Source organism: Nitrobacter sp., from assembly GCF_051535235.1.
In the GTDB taxonomy this organism is placed as follows: domain Bacteria; phylum Pseudomonadota; class Alphaproteobacteria; order Rhizobiales; family Xanthobacteraceae; genus Nitrobacter.
This window is the reverse complement of sequence record NZ_JBPPLZ010000008.1, coordinates 72,773-88,511: the sequence shown is the minus strand read 5'-3', so window position 1 is coordinate 88,511 and position 15,739 is coordinate 72,773. Positions and strand designations below refer to the sequence as shown.

Sequence of the window (15,739 nt, the reverse complement as noted above, 5' to 3'; positions counted from 1 at the left end):
TCTGCCGCCGCTCTGTCTCCGCCTGAAGAGTTCCCTCAAGCTGCCCGCGCTGCGTATTCGCGCCAGCCTTTTGCGCGCAGCCGGCACGCCGGGCACTCGCCGCAACCATAGCCCCAGTCATGCCGTGCGCCGCGCTCGCCGAGATAACAGGTATGCGAGTGCTCGCGGATCAGATCGACCAGCCCTGCCCCGCCGAGTTCATGCGCAAGCGACCAGGTCGCAGCCTTGTCGAGCCACATCAAGGGTGTGTGCAGTTCGAACGGCCTGTCCATCCCGAGATTGAGCGCGGTTTGCAGTGCCTTGATGGTATCGTCGCGGCAATCCGGATAGCCGGAATAATCCGTCTCGCACATGCCACCGACGATATCGGAGATGCCGCGCCGATAGGCCAGCGCCGCCGCAAAGGTCAGGAACACGAGATTGCGGCCGGGCACGAATGTATTGGGCAGTCCACCCTCGCCCATTTCGATCGCGACGCTGCGGGTCAGCGCGGTATCGGAAATCTCCGCGAGCGTCGGAATGGCAAGCGTATGGTTTTCGCCGAGCTTCCCGGTCCAGTCCGGACGCAACGACCTGATATCCGCGAGGAGGTTGTCGCGGCATTGGAGTTCGATGACATGGCGCTGGCCGTAGTCGAAACCAAGTGTCTCGACCCGCGCGAAGCGTTGCAGCGCCCACGCGAGGCAGGTCGCGGAGTCCTGTCCGCCGGAAAACAGCACCAGCGCGGTGCGGGAGGCTGGCTGATCGGTCATGGCGAAGCCAATAGCACTCCTCGCCTTCACACGCCAATCAGCGGGGATTGCTCACCGTTCGCCTGCTTTTTGCTGGGACGGCGGCGCGGCTTGCGGCATAGAGGATGCACATTCCTCGCTGTCGGTGACTTGATGACCCCTTCCCGCGATATTTCACGCCTGATCGAAATCATGGCGCAACTGAGAACGCCCGGTACCGGCTGCCCGTGGGATCTCGAACAGACGTTTGCGACTATCGCGCCCTACACCATCGAGGAAGCCTATGAGGTGGCGGAGGCGATCGCGCGCAACGATCTGGTTGATCTCTGCGACGAACTCGGCGATCTGCTGTTGCAGGTGGTCTTTCATGCGCGCATGGCCGAGGAGCAAAATGCCTTTTCGTTCGGCGATGTGGTCGAAGCCATCACGCGCAAGATGCTCCGGCGGCATCCGCATGTATTTCCCGACAGTTCAGGATACGTCGCGCCGTCGGACGTCAAGGGAACATGGGAGCGCATCAAGGCGGAAGAAAAGGCCGAACGTGCCGCGCGCAAACCGAAGAAGGAAGCGCCGGCCTCAGGTCTGCTTGCGGGCGTCAAGGCCGGGCAGCCCGCATTGGCGCGCGCGATGGCCTTGCAGTGGAAGGCATCGACGGTCGGATTCGACTGGAACGATCCTCGGGCCGTGCTCGCCAAGATCCGCGAGGAAGCCGACGAGATCGAAGCGGCGCTGGATCGCGGCGACAAGGCCGACATCGCATCCGAGACCGGCGATCTCATGTTCGCGCTGGTCAACCTCGCGCGCCATGTCGATGCCGATCCTGAAATGGCGCTACGCGGGACCAATGCGAAATTCGAGCGGCGCTTCGCCTATATCGAACAGACTCTCGTCGCGAAGGGCCGCTCGCTGGAGGATGCGTCTCTCGCCGAGATGGATGCTCTGTGGAACGAGGCAAAAGAACGGGAGAAAGAACGTTCTACGCTCACGTCATCTTGAGGCTCGCTGCGTTTGCCTTCTTCCTCTCCTACAAGGGAGGGAAAACCGCCGCCGCAGCAGGACGTATCGGTTACCGGGCTGCCCTCACACCCCGGTCTGACTGATGAACTTCGTGATGAGGTAAGCCTCCATCGCCTCGATGCCGCCCTCCGAGCCGTAGCCGGAATCCTTGACGCCGCCGAACGGGTTTTCCGGCAAAGCGAGCCCGACATTGTTGATCGCCACCATGCCGCTCTCGATCTCCGCGCCAATCGCGGTCGCGGTCCGGGTCGAACTGGTGAAGGCGTAGGACGCGAGACCATACGGCAGTCGGTTCGCCTCCTCTGCGGCCTCAGCGAAGGTCGAGAACGGCGAGATCAAAGCCAGCGGGCCGAACGGCTCCTCGTTCATGGCGCGGGCGTCCTTCGGCACGTCGGTGATCACGGTCGGCTCGAAAAAATATCCCTTGTTGCCGATGCGATGACCACCGGCCGTGAGCTTGGCGCCCTTGCCGATCGCGTCCTGCACAAAGCCCTCGACGGCGGCGACGCGGCGCGCGTTCGCGAGCGAACCCATCCTTGAATCGGCGTCGAGACCGTTGCCGACCTTGATGGCCTTGGCGGCTTCCGTGAATTTGCCGACAAAATCCTTGTACACCTTGTCCTGCACCAGAAGCCGCGTCGGCGCGATGCAGACCTGGCCAGCGTTGCGAAACTTGGCACCGGCGATGATCTTCACGGCGCCTGCGATATCGGCATCGTTGAACACGATGGCCGGCGCATGGCCGCCAAGTTCCATGGTCGCGCGCTTCATGTGCTGACCGGCGAGCGCGGCGAGTTGCTTGCCGACCGCGGTCGAGCCGGTAAACGATATTTTCCTGATGACCGGATGCGGGATCAGATATTCGGAGATTTCGGCTGGCACGCCATACACGAGATTGATCACGCCGTCGGGCACGCCCGCATCGACAAATGCCCGCAGCAGTTCGGCAGGAGACGCCGGCGTTTCCTCGGGAGCCTTGACGATGATCGAGCAGCCGGCGGCAAGCGCGGCCGAGAGCTTGCGGCAGACCTGATTGATCGGGAAATTCCACGGCGTGAAAGCCGCAACCGGCCCGACCGGCTCCTTGATCGCGATCTGGTAGATGCCGGGCCCACGCGCCGGAATCACGCGGCCATAGGCCCGGCGGGATTCTTCTGCGAACCATTCGATGACGTCTGCCGCCACCAGCGTCTCTATTTTGGCCTCGGCGAGAACCTTGCCCTGCTCCATCGTCATCAGCGTTGCGATGCAGTCGGCGCGCTCGCGCAGCAAGCCAGCCGCCTTTCGCATGATCTTGCCGCGTTCGAAAGGCGCGACCGCACGCCAGACCTTGAAGCCCTTCTCGGCCGCGGCGAGAGCTTCATCGAGATCGGAGCGATCGGCGTGAGCCACCGTGCCGATCTGTTCCTCGGTCGCGGGGTTGAGTACGGCTAGGGTTTTTCCTGACGCGCCGGGTCGCCATTTGCCGTCGATCAGCAGCGATGTGTTCTGATAGCTCACGGGCATCTCCTGAGAGTTTCCTGCGATGGCTTCTTGATTTGACGCGTTTTCTTCACGCGAACCGGATTCCACTTCGCTTGAAAACGCTCTAAGTCGCATCGAATAATGCCACCGCCTTGCCGGTCAAGCCTGTCCTGCGCGGCCCTGCCTTGCGAAGACGGGGCAGGACGGCGCAATTGATCAAAGCGGGTGCGGTATCGCGGCGTACCGGTTGACGAGAATGTCGCGTTTGGTCTCGTCGACGCGGACGGTCATGTCGTAACGGCCGTCGCGCAGTTCCTTGGCTAGCACCTCGGAATTGCGGTGCAGCCAACTGATCGCCGCGCCGTCGGAGGCATCGACCGACAGGTCCAGCGTGGTTCGGGTCGCGGCGAGCCGGTCCTCGATCGCCGCCAGAAGCTTATCGAGCCCCTCGCCGGTTGCGGCGGAAACGAGGAAGCACGGCACTTCGGTCGAGCGGCGCGCCACGATGTTTTGCAGATTTTCGCGCTGGTCCGCGTCGAAGCGATCGATCTTGTTCCAGACTTCGAGGATGCGGGCTCCGTGTTCCGGATCAATGCCGAGTTGACGCAGCACGGCCTCGACATCGTGCTGCTGCGCTTCCGCATCCTCGTGCGAAATGTCGCGAACATGAAGAATGACATCCGCCTCCATCACCTCTTCGAGCGTCGCGCGAAACGCCGCGACAAGCTGGGTCGGCAGATTGGATATGAAACCGACCGTATCCGACAGCATCGCCTTGCCGCCGTGCGGCAGCGTCAGCGCGCGGAGCGTCGGGTCAAGGGTCGCGAACAGCATGTCGGCGGCCTGTACGTCGGCGCGCGTCAGCCGGTTGAACAGCGTCGATTTCCCGGCATTGGTATAGCCGACCAGCGCAACCACGCGATAAGGCACGCGCTTGCGCCCGGCGCGATGCAGCCGTCGCGTCGCCTGCACCTTCTTCAGTTCGTTCTCCAGCCGCGTAATGCGATCGCCGATCAGGCGGCGGTCGGCCTCGATCTGGGTTTCGCCGGGGCCGCCCATGAAGCCGAAGCCGCCACGCTGCCGTTCAAGGTGGGTCCAGGAACGCACCAGGCGGCTGCGCTGGTAGTTGAGGTGGGCGAGTTCGACCTGGAGCGCGCCCTCTTTGGTCTTGGCGCGACGCCCGAAAATTTCAAGGATCAGGCCGGTCCTGTCGAGCACCTTGGTGCTCCAGGCCTTTTCCAGATTGCGCTGCTGGATCGGCGACAGCGCGCAATCCATCACCACGAGATCGGCGCCTTCGGCGGTAATCACGCCGGCCAATTCCTCGACCTTGCCTTTGCCGAGGTATGTCGCGGGTCTGATCTGGTTGACCGGCGCGATGATTGCCTTGGCGACATCGAGGTCGATCGCGCGTGCGAGGCCGGCGGCCTCATCCAGCCGGGCGTCGGTATCACGCGTGGCATGTCCCTGCGGCATGTCGGCATCGCCGCGCCGCATCCGCAGATAAGGGCCGATGACAATCGCCCGCCCGGTCGCTTTGCCCTGCATCGGCCCTGAACGGTCGATGCCCCCCTCGGGATGCCGGGGTTCCAATCAGGAAACTTTCATATTGTTCAAAGCGGAGCGTCCTCGCCGCCTTCGAATAGCTGGATCGGAGCCCCCGGCATGATGGTCGAAATCGCGTGTTTGTAAACAAGCTGCGAATGACCATCCCGCCTGAGCAGCAGGCAGAAATTGTCGAACCAGGTGACAATTCCCTGCAGCTTGACGCCGTTCACCAGAAAGATCGTCAAGGGCGTCTTGGTCTTTCGAACGTGGTTGAGGAAGGTGTCCTGAAGGTTTTGTGCGCGGTCTATCGCCATTTTTATTATCCCGCAGTTCGTTTTGTCTTTTTTGGACCGGACACAACTCTCCCCGGAGCATCTCCTGGCCGCCGGGACCCCCTGAGATCCTCCTCGTGGACCCGGCGCTTTTGATTAGAAGGCAGAGCATGAGGTTAGGCAAGCCGGTTCGGGCCGCGGGCTCGCCCGGATCGGCAAAAACCATCAGGAAATTGCTGAAAAGCGGTGAAATTCCTCCCGCAGCCGCCTGGCAATGCCGCCCGGGCGGCCATTTCCCACGATCTGACCATCGATCGCCACGACGGGCATGACGATCTGAGAGGCCGAGGTGACGAAGGCCTCCGCGGCCTCGCGCGCTTCCGCCGGCGTGAACGGACGCTCCTCCAGCCTGATTTGAAGTGCCTCCATGACGTCCATGAGGACGGCCCGGGTGATGCCCGCAAGAATGCCGCTCTCGGCGGAGCGGGTGACGACCCGGCCGTCTTTCGTCACGATCCAGGCGTTGCTCGAGGTCCCCTCGGTGATGAATCCGTCGCTCCCGACGTACCAGGCCTCGTAAGCCCCCTTCTCGCGCGCTTCCTGCTTTGCCAGCACATTGGGCAGCAGCGATACCGACTTGATGTCCACCCGTGGCCAGCGATTTTCAGGCACGGTGACGACCTTGATGCCGTTAGCGGCGGTTTGCTGATTTTTCGCGTAGTTGAGCGCCCGCGCCGTGACGACGACGCTCGGTTTCACCCCAGTTGGCGGAAACGCATGATCGCGCCGCGCCACGCCGCGGGTCACCTGCAGATAAACCAGTCCGTAGGTCACGCGGTTGCGCCGTACCACCTCGCGCATGACGATGCCGAGTGCCGAAAGCGGCATCGGTTCGGCGATCCGCAATTCGCGCAACGATCGCTGCAGCCGCGCCATGTGCCGGGGAAAGTCCACCAGCTTGCGTCCGCGCACTTCGCAGACTTCATAAACGCCGTCCGCGAACTGATAGCCGCGATCCTCGACGTTGACACACGCGTCGCGCAGATCGCGATAGCGGCCGTTGACGTAAGCAATTCGCGACATCTAGCTGACGCCAAGCGCCTTGAGCTTGCGATGCAGCGCCGAGCGCTCCATGCCGACGAATTCCGCCGTCCGCGAAATGTTGTTGGAGAAGCGGCTGATCTGGGCGATCAGATAGTCCCGCTCGAACACCTCGCGAGCCTCGCGCAGCGGCAGGCCCATGATGTGCTCGCCATTGATGCCGGTCGGCATCGCCGGAACCATCGAGCCGACATCCTGCGGCAGCATATCCGCGGTGATAATCACTTCCGGTCCTCCGCCGGCCAGGATCATCACGCGCTCGACGTTGTTGCGGAGTTGCCGGACGTTGCCCGGCCAGACGTGCGATTGCAGTACGGCCATCGCGTCGTCGCCGATCCTGCGCTTGGGCAGCCCGCTCGCCGTGGAGATATGGTCCATGAAAAATTCGATCAGTTCGGGAATGTCCTCCCGGCGTTCGGAGAGCGGCGGAACCCGGATCGGCACGACCGACAGCCGATGATAAAGATCCTCCCGGAAACGCCCTGCGGCGATTTCCTCCTCCAGATTTCGCGCCGTCGACGAAATGATGCGGACGTCGACCTTGATCTTGTTCACTCCGCCGGAGCGTTGGAAAGTCTGATCGACCAGAACGCGCATGATCTTGTTCTGGGTCTCGCGCGGCATATCGCCGATCTCGTCGATGAACAGCGTCCCGCCGTGCGCTTCTTCCAGCGCTCCGGTTTTGCGCGGCTGCTGGCCGTCCGTCTGTTCGATACCGAACAGTTCGAATTCCATTCGCTCCGGCGTAATCGCCGCCGCGTTGATGACGACGAACGGCCCCTCCGAGCGGCTCGACTGATTGTGAAGCGTTCGCGCAGCCAGTTCCTTGCCGGATCCGGACGGACCGACGATCATGATCCGGCTGTTGGCTTTTGCTGCCCGCTCGATGGTTTGCCGAAGCTGGTTCATGCATGGGGAACGGCCGACAAGCGTACCGGCCGCCGGTGCGAGTTGCTTCAACTCCCTGACCTCGCGCTTGAGACGCGAGGTTTCGAGCGCACGCGTCGCCACCAGAATCAGGCGATCGGACTTGAACGGCTTTTCGATGAAGTCATAGGCGCCGCGCTTGATCGCTGCGACGGCCGTTTCAATGTTGCCGTGGCCGGAGATCATGACTACCGGCGTGTCGGGGCTGTCCTGCTTGATCATCTCGAGCAGTTGCAGTCCGTCGAGCTTGCTGCCTTGCAGCCAGATATCGAGGAACACCATATGCGGACGGCGGCTTGAAACCTCCGCAAGCGCCTCATCGCTGTTGCGCGCGGTTCGGGTCGTGAAACCCTCGTCTTCCAGGATGCCAGCAACGAGGTCGCGAATATCCGCCTCGTCGTCCACTATCAGAATGTCATGTGCCATGGATTGGATCCGCCTAGTCAGTTGCCGCTTGCAACCTGTGCTTTCGTTTCATCGCCAGCCGACGTATCGTCGCCAGCCGCTCCGTCGCCCTCATTGGATTCGCCATCCGCGCGCCCGGATACGGCAAACCGCAATCGCATCCAGGCTCCGCGCGCGCCCGGTCTTATGGCGGAAGCGTCGTTGAGTTCTAGTTTCCCGCCGTGATCTTCCAGCACGCGCCCCACGATCGCGAGGCCAAGGCCGGTGCCCTTCTCGCGCGTGGTGACGTAGGGCTCCAGTAGCCGCGCGCGTGCAACTTTCGGCAGTCCGATGCCGTTGTCGATGACGTCGATGACGATGTTGTCACCATCGTGCGCGGCGATGACATCGATCCGGCCTTTGCCGAGTGTCTCCGGCGGCACCGCCTCGATGGCTTCGGTCGCATTCTTGATGATGTTGGTCAGAGCCTGCGAGATCAATCGCCGGTCAAACTGGGCGCGCATCGGGTCATGCTTGATGTCGGCTTCGATCTCGATTTCGGGATGTCCGACGCGCATGAGAAAAACCGTTTGCCGGACTGTATCGGCGACATCTTCTCCCTCCATCACCGGTTTCGGCATCCGCGCAAAACGCGAGAACTCGTCGACCATCCGTCTGATATCCTCGACCTGACGCACGATCGTATCGGTGCATTGCTCGAAGATCGGTTTGTCTTCGGTGATCACCTTGCCGAACTTGCGACGAATGCGCTCGGCCGAAAGCTGGATCGGCGTCAACGGATTCTTGATTTCATGCGCGATCCTCCGAGCCACGTCTCCCCACGCGGATGTGCGCTGCGCGGTCACGAGTTCGGTGATATCGTCCAGCGTGATGATGTAGCTATCGCGCGATTGACTGGTTTGCTCGGCACTAACGCGCACCGAAATGTTGCGCTCGTTGCCGTCCCGATTGATGGTGACCTGTCCCTGTACCAGCCGCTGGGTCCCCTCCCGCGCAGACCGCATGAGATCGTTCAGTTCCGGAATCACTTCGGACAGCGGGTGCCCCAGCGTTTCCGATTCGGAGTGGCCGATCAATTTCTCTGCCGAACGGTTGAGAACGCCAATGGTGTTCGCGCCATCGACACCGATGATGCCGGCGCTTGCCGATGACAGCACGGCTTCGATGAAGCGCCGCCGGCTGTCGATCAGGCCACTCGCACTGACGAGTTCGTCGCGCTGGGTGCGCAGCTCGGCCGTCATCTTGTTGAAGGTTTCGCCAAGTTGGGCGAGATCTCCTTCGGATTTGAGGACGGGCACCTGTACGTTCAGGTCGCCGGTGGACACGACATTGGCCGCGTTCATCAAGCGGCGGACGGGCGCGACAAACCGGTCGGCGAAATTCAGCCCCAGCAGAACCGACGCCATCAGGATTGTCAGCGCAATCACCGCGAACATCAGCGCGAACGCCACCTGGATGCCAAGGCGTCGGGCCTCGATCGTGGCATATTCGGCCACGCTCGCCTCGGTCTGCTTCAGCTGCGCGACGACATGAGGATCGAGCAGGCGCGCCACATAAAGAAATTTATCGTCGAACGCACGAAGCCTGATGACGGCGGCGACATAGTTCGCCTCCGGAAATACCGCGATCTGCGGTTCGTCCTCCCCGACGCCCTTGAGGAAATCCGGATTGGGCGTGGTGTAGGTCCGCTCGATGCCGGTTTGCGCGGACACCAGCGCATTGCCGTCCTTGTCAATGAGCATCGCGCCCGGCAGGTTGCGGGCTTTCGCGTTCGAGGTCAGGAGCTGCATGAATGTCGCGCGGTCCTGATCGTACAGCGGCCGCGCGTTGGAGATATCGTTGGCCATGCCGATGATATCGCCGCGGATGAGTTGGGCGTGCTCGTGCAGATAGGCATTGGCCACGATCAGCGAGTTCTGGATAACCTCCTTGGTCGGGCCGGAAAACAGCCGATCGAGGCCGCGATCGATGGTGACGTTGGCCACGACCGAGACCAGGACCGCCGGCAGTACGGCGATCACCGAGAACAGGCTGACAATCTGGATATGAAGCTTCGCTGCGGCGCGACCGCGCCGGCGCGCCTGAACCACCTGCCAGACTTCGCCGGCGATGATGACAACGAGCAGAAGGATGACGCCGGCGTCGATCAGCAGGAAGGTGACGACGACCCGGTGGGTCGGCTCGATCGGCGTGAGGCCGACCAGAACCACGAAGGTCAGGAACGCAGACAGCAACGCCAGGCCGATCGCAACCGCAGCCAGCAGCCGGCGCAGCGTCCAGCCGCGCGGCTCGGCAAATGACGGATCGTGGGATGGGGCCCGCGTGTCTTCGTTAGTCATCCTGGGAAAAGGTTTGAGCGTTCGAAGGATCGCTGGCTAATCCGAGCCGATACCCGAGAGCGAACCTGATGCAATCATACAACAATGTTGCGCAATTGAGACATTTCCGCGGCGCATTTCTTCGCGCGGTGTGGATAAGCTTTGGATAAATCGCCGATTCGACCTCAACTATAAGCGAAAATCGGCCGGATGCGCTGCTATCCGCCGGTCCGGTAGACCTGGATATCCAGATCGCGGATTTTCTTGCGCAGCGTGTTGCGGTTCAAACCCAAAAGGTCGGCCGCCCGAATCTGATTGCCGCGGGTCGCGGCCAGAGCTGCGGTGAGAAGCGGTACTTCGATTTCCCGCAAGACGCGATGATACAGGCCCGGCGGCGGGACGCCGTTCGGAAAACCCGAGAAATGGGACGACAAGTACATTTCGACGGCTCCGCCGAGGCTGTCGACGCCCTGGCGCCCGCTGCTGCCCGAGACAACGGGGGGCGATGCAAGTTCGCCGTCGATCACCTGGCCGGTGATGACGTCCTGCGGATAGAGCGCCGCGAGTCTGCGCGCCAGATTTTCCAGTTCGCGGACGTTGCCGGGCCAGCGATGCCGCTTCAGGCGCTCCAGCGCAAGCGCATCGAGCTTCTTGGGCGGCAGGCCATCCTTTTCGGCCAGGGCGAAGAAGTGCCGGATCAGATCCGGCAGGTCGTCGATGCGTTCACGCAACGGCGGCAGGCGCAGCGGCACCACGTTGAGGCGGAAGAACAAATCCTCGCGAAACAGCCCCTGCTGGATCAGGACGCGAAGATCCTTGTTGCTGGCGGCGACGATGCGAACATCGGTTTTGATCGCGGTGCGTCCGCCGACAGCGGTGTATTCTCCCTGCTGCAGCACGCGCAGCAGACGCGTCTGCGCCTCCATCGGCATGTCGCCGATTTCGTCGAGGAACAGAGTTCCTCCCTCGGCCTGCTCGAAACGACCGGAAGCGCGGGTATTGGCGCCCGTGAAGGCGCCGCGCTCGTGGCCGAACAATTCCGATTCAATGAGGTCACGGGGGATCGCCGCCATGTTGACGGCGACGAACGGACCGTTGCGCCGCTTGCCGTATTCGTGAAGCGCGCGCGCGACCAGTTCCTTGCCGGTGCCGGACTCGCCGGAAATCATAACCGTCAGGTCGGTCTGCATCAGCCGCGCCAGCACGCGATAGATGTCCTGCATGGCGGGTGAGCGTCCGATCAGCGGAATGGATTCGAACTCGTTCTCGCCGCTGCGACTGGCGGCGCGCTCCTTGGGCTCGGCGAGCGCGCGGCCGACGATCGCAACCAGTTCCTTGAGGTCGAAAGGTTTCGGAAGATATTCATACGCGCCGCGCTCGGAGGCACGGATCGCAGTCATGAACGTGTTTTGCGCACTCATCACGATAACCGGCAGGTTTGGCCGCATCTTCTTGATCCGCGGCAGCAGGTCGAAGGCGTTCTCGTCCGGCATCACCACGTCGGTGATGACGATGTCCCCCTCGCCCTGGCTGACCCATCGCCATAGCGTCGCTGCGTTGCCTGTGAGGCGTACTTCATATCCAGCGCGCGACAGCGCCTGATTGAGCACGGTGCGGATGGCGGCGTCATCGTCTGCGACCAGTATGTGGGCTGCGGGCATGTTTCGTCCTCATCCTGGATCGCGTGAGGCGTGTGACGTCATCTCCGGGGCGGCGGCGGCGCCTTGCCGGTGTTTTGAACTCATGTCGAATATCGGAAGCAGGATGCGGAAGGTGGTTTTGCGAGGCTGGGAATCGCACTCGACAATGCCGCCGTGATCGCGGACGATCTTGGCGACCAGCGCGAGTCCAAGCCCGCTTCCGGCCGGCTTCGTGGTTACGAACGGATCGAACAGGTGGGGCAACAGGTCCTCTGCTACGCCGGGACCATTGTCCTTGACGCAAAATTCCAGGGGCAGCGACACGCGTGACTTGTTGCCGGGCACCGACAGACGGAGGCCGGGACGGAATGCGGTCGTGAACTGGATTTCTCCCTCGCCTCCCAGATCGGCAACGGCTTCCGCGGCATTCTTGACGAGATTCAGAAAGACCTGAATCAGTTGATCCCGATCGGCGAGAACCGGCGGCAGCGACGGATCGTAATCCTCGCTAAACTTGACGCTCCGCGCAAAGCCGGACTGCGCGAGCCGTTTGACGTGATCGAGCACGGAGTGAATGTTGACCGGACCGCGCGTCACCGGCCGTTCGTCACCGAACACTTCCATGCTGTCGACCAGCGTGACGATGCGGTCAGCTTCGTCGCAGATCAGGCGGGTCAGTATCCGGTCTTCCGACGATGCTCCCTGTTCGAGAAGCTGCGCCGCACCTCGGATGCCGGATAGCGGATTCTTGATCTCGTGCGCGAGCATGGCCGCGAGCGCCGTCACCGAGCGCGCCGCGCTGCGATGGGTCAACTGCCGATCCATCTTGTCGGCCATGGTGCGCTCCTGAATCATCACCACGACGTGGCCAGACCGTTCCGTCAGCGGCGCGACGTGCAGGTCGACCTGGCGGTCGCGGCCGATCCGCGGCGTGCCGAGATCGACCCGGAATTCGTTCACCGGCGAACCGGTGTTCCGCACCTGATCGATCAGAGTCAGCAGCGGGCTGCCGAACGGGACCACCTCCTTCAGCGGCTGCCGCTGCAGGAACTGCGCCGACATTTCGAAGAACGACTCCGCGGCCGCGTTGGCGTCGACGATCCTACCGTCAGGTGCGACCAGCAGCACCGGGTTTGGAAGCGCGTTGAGAACAGCCTCGCCGTCGGATGGCGCAGCGCGCGCGCTCTCCACGAGCGATGTCATGCTGCGGCACTCCATGCAAAATCCTCGAATGCATCCACAAGAGAGCGCTGCACGCCAGCCGGATCGTCGGCTGTCAGAATTTTTCCGCGCCATGTCTTGAGGACGGACGCGGAAACATTTCCGCTGGCAGCCGCGATCCCGAGCGCCCAGCCGAGATGTTTTCGCGCATGACGAAGACCGATGCGAAGGCCGTAGTGAAAAAGCAGATCGTCATAAAGCGCGCGAATATACGCCAACTGATCCGTGAGCGACGGCGGCGGTTCGGCGACGCCCGTTTCGAGCCGGCGTCCGATCTGACCCGGCATCCAGGGCTGGCCCTGCGCGCCCCGCCCCACCATGACGGCATCGGCGGTCGATTCCTCCAGCGCCGCGACGGCTGCCTCGAACGAGGTAATGTCGCCGTTGACCACGACGGGAATGCGAACCGCCTGTTTCACCGCCCGCACGGCCTGCCAGTCGGCGCGACCCTTGTAGAACTGGCAACGCGTGCGGCCGTGAACGGTGATCATCCGCACGCCGGCGGATTCGGCGCGCTGCGCGAGCGCCGGCGCATTGAGCGAGCGATCGTCCCATCCGAGCCGCATCTTGAGCGTGACCGGCACCTTCACCGTGCCGACCGTCGCCTCGATCAGCCGCAAGGCGTGGTCGAGATCGCGCATCAAGGCTGAACCCGACTGGCCGCCTGTCACGTGACGGGCGGGACAACCCATGTTGATGTCGATGATATCGGCGCCCGCTGCCTCGGCGATCCGCGCGCCCTCCGCCATCCAGTGCGTCTCGCAGCCCGCGAGCTGAACGACGTGCGGTCCGCAGCCCGTTCCTTCGCAGCGGAGCACCGACATGGGGCGCCCGCGCACGAGATCGTCGCTGGCGGTCATCTCGGAGACGACGAGGCCCGCCCCCAGCGATTCCGCAAGGCGCCGGAACGGCCGGTCGGTAATGCCCGACATCGGCGCGAGAAGGACGCGGCTGGCGATCGGGATATGCCCGATCGTGAACGGCCCGAGACATGACGAGGATGATAGCGCCGGACCCCGGAGGTTCGCACTCATGGTCCAAAACCGCTCCGTCGCCATTACAATCGCAAGCTCATTTATTAGGCATATTCAGATAATGCCTACACTCTAGCCAATTTCTTCCATCTTGCAAGTGCAATGCAACACAAATATTCGGTGACGACCCTTTGAGGAATCTGCTGATTTTGTTCCGAGCATGGTAAGGGCAATCACGTCGAACAGATTCCCGTCCCCATAACCCCGATCGTGCCTGTCGATTCCAATGCCGACCTCCCTACGAACGGCCGCCATCATTGTCGCAGCAGGCCGCGGACTTCGCGCCGGCGCCGGCGGTCCCAAGCAATACCGCACCGTCGGCGGACGGACCGTGATTTCGCGGGCCATGGAGGCGTTTTGCGATCACCCCGACGTCTTCGCAGTCCAGCCGGTGCTGAACCCTGATGACGCCGAGATGTTCAATCAGGCCGTCGCCGGGCTTCATTATCGGCCCCCGGCGAACGGCGGCGCCACGCGCCAGGCCTCCGTCCATGCCGGCCTCGAGGCGCTAGCTACTGATGCGCCGGACATTGTGCTGATACACGATGCCGCCCGTCCGTTCGCGACGCAGGCACTTATCAGGCGTGCGATCGACGCCGCCAACATCACCGGCGCGGCTGTGCCCGTCATTCCCGTGACCGATACCATCAAGCAGGTCGATGCGTCGGGCGCCGTCAACGCGACACCGGACCGCGCGACGTTGCGGATCGCGCAGACGCCGCAGGCGTTCCGTTTCGATGTGATCCTCGACGCGCATCGCCGCGCCGCGCGCGAGGGCCGCGACGATTTCACCGACGACGCTGCGCTCGCGGAATGGGTGGGATTGACGGTTGCGACATTTGAAGGCGATGCTGCCAACATGAAACTGACGACTCCGGAAGATTTCGTGCGCGAGGAAGCGCGTCTCGCAGCCGCGCTCGGCGACATCAGGACAGGTACCGGCTACGACGTCCATGCCTTCGGCGACGGCGATCACATCATGCTGTGCGGCGTGAAGGTGCCGCACAATCGCGGCTTCCTCGCCCATTCCGATGGCGACGTCGGCCTGCACGCGTTGGTCGATGCCATTCTCGGCGCGCTCGCGGATGGCGACATCGGTTCGCATTTCCCTCCAAGCGATCCGCAATGGAAGGGCGCAGCCTCCGACAAATTTCTGAAGTATGCCATCGAACGCGTCGCGGCGCGCGGCGGCCGCGTGGCCAATCTCGAAGTCACGATGATCTGCGAACGACCCAAGATCGGCCCCTTGCGCGAGACGATGCGCGCACGCATCGCGGACATTACCGGCGTCGCGATCTCGCGCGTGGCCGTGAAGGCAACCACAAGCGAGCGTCTCGGCTTTACCGGACGCGAGGAAGGAATCGCTGCGACCGCCAGCGCGACCATTCGGCTACCCTGGAACGAAAAGAGCGGGAGCGCCTGACATGAGCGGCAGCGACGTTCGCGCGCTCTCGCGTTCGCTGCTCGATCTTTGCCGGATGCGCAAGCTCACCATTGCGACAGCCGAATCCTGCACCGGCGGGCTCGTCGCCGGCGCGCTGACCGAGATTCCCGGCTCCTCCGATGTGATCGACCGAGGTTTCGTCACTTATTCAAACGACTCCAAGCGCGCGATGCTGGGCGTCAAGGCCGGCACCCTCGACAGTTTCGGCGCGGTCAGTAAGGAAACCGCAACCGCCATGGCGATCGGTGCGTTGGAACGCGCCGGCACCGATCTCGCCGTCGCCATTACGGGAATTGCAGGGCCAGGAGGTGCAACGCCGGGCAAGCCCGTGGGCCTCGTTCATCTTGCGGCGGCAGCGCGGGATGGTCGCCTGACTCATCGCGAATGCCGCTTCGGCGCGATCGGCCGCAGCTCGGTGCGGCAGCGTTCGGTCGTTGAAGCCCTGCGGATGCTGATGGAACTAGCGCGTGGTCCGAAGCCCTCCACAAAAGTCCGGCGCGAAAGCGCCAGCCGCCTGCATCCGCGCAAGGCGCGCATACCGTTGCGCCGGACCGGCGAGAGGCGGCGCTCCACCGGGCCGCGAAAACCGCCTCCGAAGAGAAGCTGAACGGACGTCG

Annotated in this window: 13 protein-coding genes; 3 read left to right on the top strand and 10 right to left on the bottom strand. The window is 63.0% G+C overall.

The features are described from left to right. Positions 1-35: 35 nt before the first annotated feature. Positions 36-752, bottom strand: coding sequence for a 7-cyano-7-deazaguanine synthase QueC (gene queC, locus ACS3WA_RS12160; RefSeq protein ID WP_438278770.1), 717 nt, complete (start codon positions 750-752; stop codon positions 36-38). 132 nt (positions 753-884) lie between these two features. Here queC and mazG point away from each other — a divergent pair, with 132 nt between their 5' ends. Further along, the gene (gene mazG, locus ACS3WA_RS12155; protein ID WP_438278769.1) at positions 885-1,727 is read left to right on the top strand and encodes a nucleoside triphosphate pyrophosphohydrolase; all 843 of its coding nucleotides are present in this window, start codon (positions 885-887) and stop codon (positions 1,725-1,727) included. A gap of 84 nt (positions 1,728-1,811) precedes the next feature. On the opposite strand, the gene ACS3WA_RS12150 is transcribed toward mazG, so the two are convergent. The 9 genes from ACS3WA_RS12150 to dusB form a co-directional block, all read right to left on the bottom strand. Further along, complete coding sequence (locus tag ACS3WA_RS12150) at positions 1,812-3,254, bottom strand: NAD-dependent succinate-semialdehyde dehydrogenase (RefSeq protein ID WP_438278768.1); 1,443 nt, start codon at positions 3,252-3,254, stop codon at positions 1,812-1,814. A 174-nt stretch (positions 3,255-3,428) separates the two neighbouring features. Next, on the bottom strand, positions 3,429-4,805 hold the full coding sequence (gene hflX / locus ACS3WA_RS12145; RefSeq protein WP_438278767.1) for a GTPase HflX: 1,377 nt from the start codon (positions 4,803-4,805) through the stop codon (positions 3,429-3,431). 20 nt (positions 4,806-4,825) lie between these two features. Further along, positions 4,826-5,074 (bottom strand): RNA chaperone Hfq, encoded by a 249-nt coding sequence (gene hfq, locus ACS3WA_RS12140; protein ID WP_009797508.1) that lies wholly within the window; start codon positions 5,072-5,074, stop codon positions 4,826-4,828. Between the two features lie 183 nt (positions 5,075-5,257). Further along, a complete protein-coding gene (locus tag ACS3WA_RS12135; RefSeq protein ID WP_438278766.1) occupies positions 5,258-6,115 on the bottom strand; it encodes a D-amino-acid transaminase in 858 nt (285 codons plus the stop codon). Next, positions 6,116-7,486: a nitrogen assimilation response regulator NtrX gene (ntrX, locus tag ACS3WA_RS12130; protein ID WP_438278765.1), complete on the bottom strand. Its 1,371-nt coding sequence runs from the start codon at positions 7,484-7,486 to the stop codon at positions 6,116-6,118. A gap of 17 nt (positions 7,487-7,503) precedes the next feature. Then, positions 7,504-9,804, bottom strand: coding sequence for an ATP-binding protein (locus tag ACS3WA_RS12125; protein ID WP_438278764.1), 2,301 nt, complete (start codon positions 9,802-9,804; stop codon positions 7,504-7,506). A gap of 197 nt (positions 9,805-10,001) precedes the next feature. Next, positions 10,002-11,444, bottom strand: coding sequence for a nitrogen regulation protein NR(I) (gene ntrC, locus ACS3WA_RS12120; RefSeq protein WP_438278763.1), 1,443 nt, complete (start codon positions 11,442-11,444; stop codon positions 10,002-10,004). Between the two features lie 9 nt (positions 11,445-11,453). Further along, entirely contained in the window at positions 11,454-12,626 is a 1,173-nt protein-coding gene (locus tag ACS3WA_RS12115) for a two-component system sensor histidine kinase NtrB (RefSeq protein WP_438278762.1), read from the bottom strand. Continuing rightward, entirely contained in the window at positions 12,623-13,678 is a 1,056-nt protein-coding gene (gene dusB / locus ACS3WA_RS12110; RefSeq protein WP_438278761.1) for a tRNA dihydrouridine synthase DusB, read from the bottom strand. Before dusB ends, ACS3WA_RS12115 begins: the two co-directional genes overlap by 4 nt. Before the next feature lie 226 nt (positions 13,679-13,904). Here dusB and ACS3WA_RS12105 point away from each other — a divergent pair, with 226 nt between their 5' ends. Both ACS3WA_RS12105 and ACS3WA_RS12100 read left to right on the top strand, forming a co-directional pair. Beyond that, a complete protein-coding gene (locus tag ACS3WA_RS12105; protein ID WP_438278760.1) occupies positions 13,905-15,101 on the top strand; it encodes a bifunctional 2-C-methyl-D-erythritol 4-phosphate cytidylyltransferase/2-C-methyl-D-erythritol 2,4-cyclodiphosphate synthase in 1,197 nt (398 codons plus the stop codon). A 1-nt stretch (position 15,102) separates the two neighbouring features. After that, a complete protein-coding gene (locus tag ACS3WA_RS12100; protein WP_438278759.1) occupies positions 15,103-15,729 on the top strand; it encodes a CinA family protein in 627 nt (208 codons plus the stop codon). Positions 15,730-15,739 lie beyond the last annotated feature (10 nt).

Bases quoted from the DNA above. Each gene is read 5' to 3' on its own strand.
- queC (WP_438278770.1), bottom strand. From the start codon at position 752: ATGACCGATCAGCCAGCCTCCCGCACCGCGCTGGTGCTGTTTTCCGGC.
- mazG (WP_438278769.1), top strand. From the start codon at position 885: ATGACCCCTTCCCGCGATATTTCACGCCTGATCGAAATCATGGCGCAA.
- ACS3WA_RS12150 (WP_438278768.1), bottom strand. From the start codon at position 3,254: ATGCCCGTGAGCTATCAGAACACATCGCTGCTGATCGACGGCAAATGG.
- hfq (WP_009797508.1), bottom strand. From the start codon at position 5,074: ATGGCGATAGACCGCGCACAAAACCTTCAGGACACCTTCCTCAACCAC.
- ACS3WA_RS12135 (WP_438278766.1), bottom strand. From the start codon at position 6,115: ATGTCGCGAATTGCTTACGTCAACGGCCGCTATCGCGATCTGCGCGAC.
- ntrX (WP_438278765.1), bottom strand. From the start codon at position 7,486: ATGGCACATGACATTCTGATAGTGGACGACGAGGCGGATATTCGCGAC.
- ACS3WA_RS12125 (WP_438278764.1), bottom strand. From the start codon at position 9,804: ATGACTAACGAAGACACGCGGGCCCCATCCCACGATCCGTCATTTGCC.
- ntrC (WP_438278763.1), bottom strand. From the start codon at position 11,444: ATGCCCGCAGCCCACATACTGGTCGCAGACGATGACGCCGCCATCCGC.
- ACS3WA_RS12115 (WP_438278762.1), bottom strand. From the start codon at position 12,626: ATGACATCGCTCGTGGAGAGCGCGCGCGCTGCGCCATCCGACGGCGAG.
- dusB (WP_438278761.1), bottom strand. From the start codon at position 13,678: ATGAGTGCGAACCTCCGGGGTCCGGCGCTATCATCCTCGTCATGTCTC.
- ACS3WA_RS12105 (WP_438278760.1), top strand. From the start codon at position 13,905: ATGCCGACCTCCCTACGAACGGCCGCCATCATTGTCGCAGCAGGCCGC.
- ACS3WA_RS12100 (WP_438278759.1), top strand. From the start codon at position 15,103: ATGAGCGGCAGCGACGTTCGCGCGCTCTCGCGTTCGCTGCTCGATCTT.